Below are 2,377 nucleotides of genomic sequence, written 5' to 3'. Positions count from 1 at the left end.
AAGTATTTGTATCTGTATGTAGCCATGTTCGAGTGGGCATACAATCTACGTTGGATTGATTTTGACTTCCTGCGTCGGCTTCTTTTCCCTCCTTCCACCTATTTACCTAGATGAGCGATATGGTTATCTAGTAAATCTAGTTCAGTAACATCTTCGGGAAGTCTGCAAATAAAAGTCACTGAGCAATCTAAGTATCCTGTCCTTTCAAGTGAATCAACACTAATCATCAAGCCTTTTTTTAGAAACTTTTTTAACAGTTATCTCATAAAGATTTGTTGGGGTTCCTTGCTCTTCCAACCATATATCGGCTGGCTTTTTCGAGGTTGTATTTGTGCCAAATACACTTTCTTCTCCACCTACGACGCTTACATTCGATTCCTTGAAAATTGATTGAAGTAATATTGATACTAGAAACTGCGGCAACTGACCTGATTCTGGGTATTCTAGAGTAAACTTTATTACATTATTTCCAATTTCAAGCTTTGACTGTTCGGTTACATCGACTTTAATCAGAGAATGAACCTTTATCTGTTGTGCATATTTCCACAATCTAAAAAAGAAATAATCAATTAGAATTAGCCTTTTTTTGAGATCATCTTCTTTTCTAACAATTTGAAGGAATTTAACAACAGCCATAGCTGCACTTTGAGGTCTACGCCCCCTAGCCCAGTTTTCATCTAATTGGCTAATGTTTTTTGCAACATTTAACGGATCAGATTTTCCACAAGGAATTCCATTCTCTTTTAATGCATACCAGATACCTTCTTCAAAAATTGATCTTGGATTACATTTATAGAAGTCATTCAATGGATCGTAATTATCGTTTAAATGCATACCAACTAGAGCGGTTACTACAATCCCCCGAAACCCTTTGGCATTAATCTCAATTAAGTCCGTAAGCAGTTTGTAAATTGGCGTTTTTTCGGTAAATCCTGGAAAATCTCCAGTTGACTTTGTTTGAGCTATACCAATTTTAGTCTTCACATAGGCTCGTGCATCACTGTTTCTTTGGGTCGTCTTAGAAGTATTGCTCATTATTTAGATACCAAAGAATGTTTTAGTAAGTTGTTGTAGTCGGAGATTGTCACTAACCCTGAAAGCTCTTAGAATTAGTGAGAATTCGAGTACATCTAGCCTTCTCTCAAATTTTTCTATCTTGCTTATATCTGGCTGTTTTACACCAATGAATTTGGCTAGTTCAGCCTGTGAAATGTTAAGACGTTTTCTCTCCATAGTTAGCTCTTCAATTAAAAAATGATATTTTTCATCGAAAATAGTTTTTTCTTTTCCCATAACAAGAATTATGCTATATTTTTCAAAATATTCGATTATGGAATAATTTGATGAAGGCTATATCTCTTTTTAGTGGCGCTGGTGGCATGGATATTGGCTTTGAGCGTGCTGGGTTTGAGGTAGTGGCTGCGAACGAACTAGATCCTCATGCTAGTGCAACCTTTAGAGAAAACCACAGTAAAACGAAATTATTCGAGGGGGATATCAATGACCATATAAGTAACCTAGCTTCATTCAAAGATATTGATGTTGTGTTTGGTGGTCCACCATGCCAAGGATTCTCTGTAGCAGGCAAGATGAATCTAGATGACCCCAGAAGCGAATTAGTATTTAGCTTTGCTGACTTAGTAGATCGGACTCTTCCAAGGGCTTTTGTAATGGAGAACGTCAAAGCACTTGGAGTACTCATGAAGTTTTCGGAAATCAGAAAGCAGCTAATTGCTAGGTTTCAGAAATCAGGGTATTCGGTTCAGCTTCATATTCTGAACTCAAAAGACTTTGGTGTTCCACAAGTAAGAGAAAGAGCTTTTTTTATAGGGTTGCGAACAGGTGATCATAAGAATCTAACACCTGAATTTGTGAGTCGAATGAAACCTGCACCGACCTTGCGTGAAGTTATAGTTCCACTGGGTAAGCCAGGCTCACCTAAAAATAGCAAGATTTGTAATGCAAAAGTGACCTTGGCTATTAAACCTGTTCTTAGAAAGTCACCTTATGCTGGGATGTTGTTCAATGGGCAAGGTAGACCACTTAACCCTGATGGATGGGCAAGCACATTACCCGCAAGTATGGGAGGCAACCGCACACCCATCATTGATGATTACCACCTTTACCAAAATAAGCCTTCATGGGTAGAAAACTATCATCGTCATCTTATAAGTGGTGGAAAATCAAAAGGATTCCATCATGTGCCATCTTATCTCAGACGACTAACAATAAATGAAGCTGCACTTCTTCAAGGCTTTCCTGAAAGCTACATTTTTTGCGGTCCGAATAGCAAAATTTACTCCCAAATAGGAAATGCTGTTCCTTGTGAATTAGCTCATGTCGTTGCGAGTGTGATATCAGCCGCACTTTAAAAATA

The 2,377-nt window shown here is 37.9% G+C and carries 3 protein-coding genes; 1 reads left to right on the top strand and 2 read right to left on the bottom strand.

All coding sequences use genetic code 11. The features are described from left to right. Positions 1–219 precede the first annotated feature (219 nt). Both B9G53_RS25575 and B9G53_RS25570 read right to left on the bottom strand, forming a co-directional pair. Positions 220–1,035 (bottom strand): hypothetical protein, encoded by an 816-nt coding sequence (locus B9G53_RS25575; protein WP_094536246.1) that lies wholly within the window; start codon positions 1,033–1,035, stop codon positions 220–222. Positions 1,036–1,038: 3 nt separating this feature from the next. Continuing rightward, a complete protein-coding gene (locus B9G53_RS25570; RefSeq protein ID WP_094536245.1) occupies positions 1,039–1,293 on the bottom strand; it encodes a helix-turn-helix domain-containing protein in 255 nt (84 codons plus the stop codon). 50 nt (positions 1,294–1,343) lie between these two features. Here B9G53_RS25570 and B9G53_RS25565 point away from each other — a divergent pair, with 50 nt between their 5' ends. After that, complete coding sequence (locus tag B9G53_RS25565; RefSeq protein WP_094536244.1) at positions 1,344–2,372, top strand: DNA cytosine methyltransferase; 1,029 nt, start codon at positions 1,344–1,346, stop codon at positions 2,370–2,372. Positions 2,373–2,377: the final 5 nt, after the last annotated feature.

The sequence above is a fragment of the Pseudanabaena sp. SR411 genome, assembly GCF_002251945.1.
Classification (GTDB): domain Bacteria; phylum Cyanobacteriota; class Cyanobacteriia; order Pseudanabaenales; family Pseudanabaenaceae; genus Pseudanabaena.
The sequence above is the reverse complement of the archived record's forward strand: the minus strand, read 5'-3'. Positions and strand labels throughout refer to the sequence as shown.

What these genes read in the sequence shown, in the direction of transcription:
- B9G53_RS25575 (WP_094536246.1), bottom strand. Translation starts at nt 1,035, where the DNA reads ATGAGCAATACTTCTAAGACGACCCAAAGAAACAGTGATGCACGAGCC.
- B9G53_RS25570 (WP_094536245.1), bottom strand. Translation starts at nt 1,293, where the DNA reads ATGGGAAAAGAAAAAACTATTTTCGATGAAAAATATCATTTTTTAATT.
- B9G53_RS25565 (WP_094536244.1), top strand. Translation starts at nt 1,344, where the DNA reads ATGAAGGCTATATCTCTTTTTAGTGGCGCTGGTGGCATGGATATTGGC.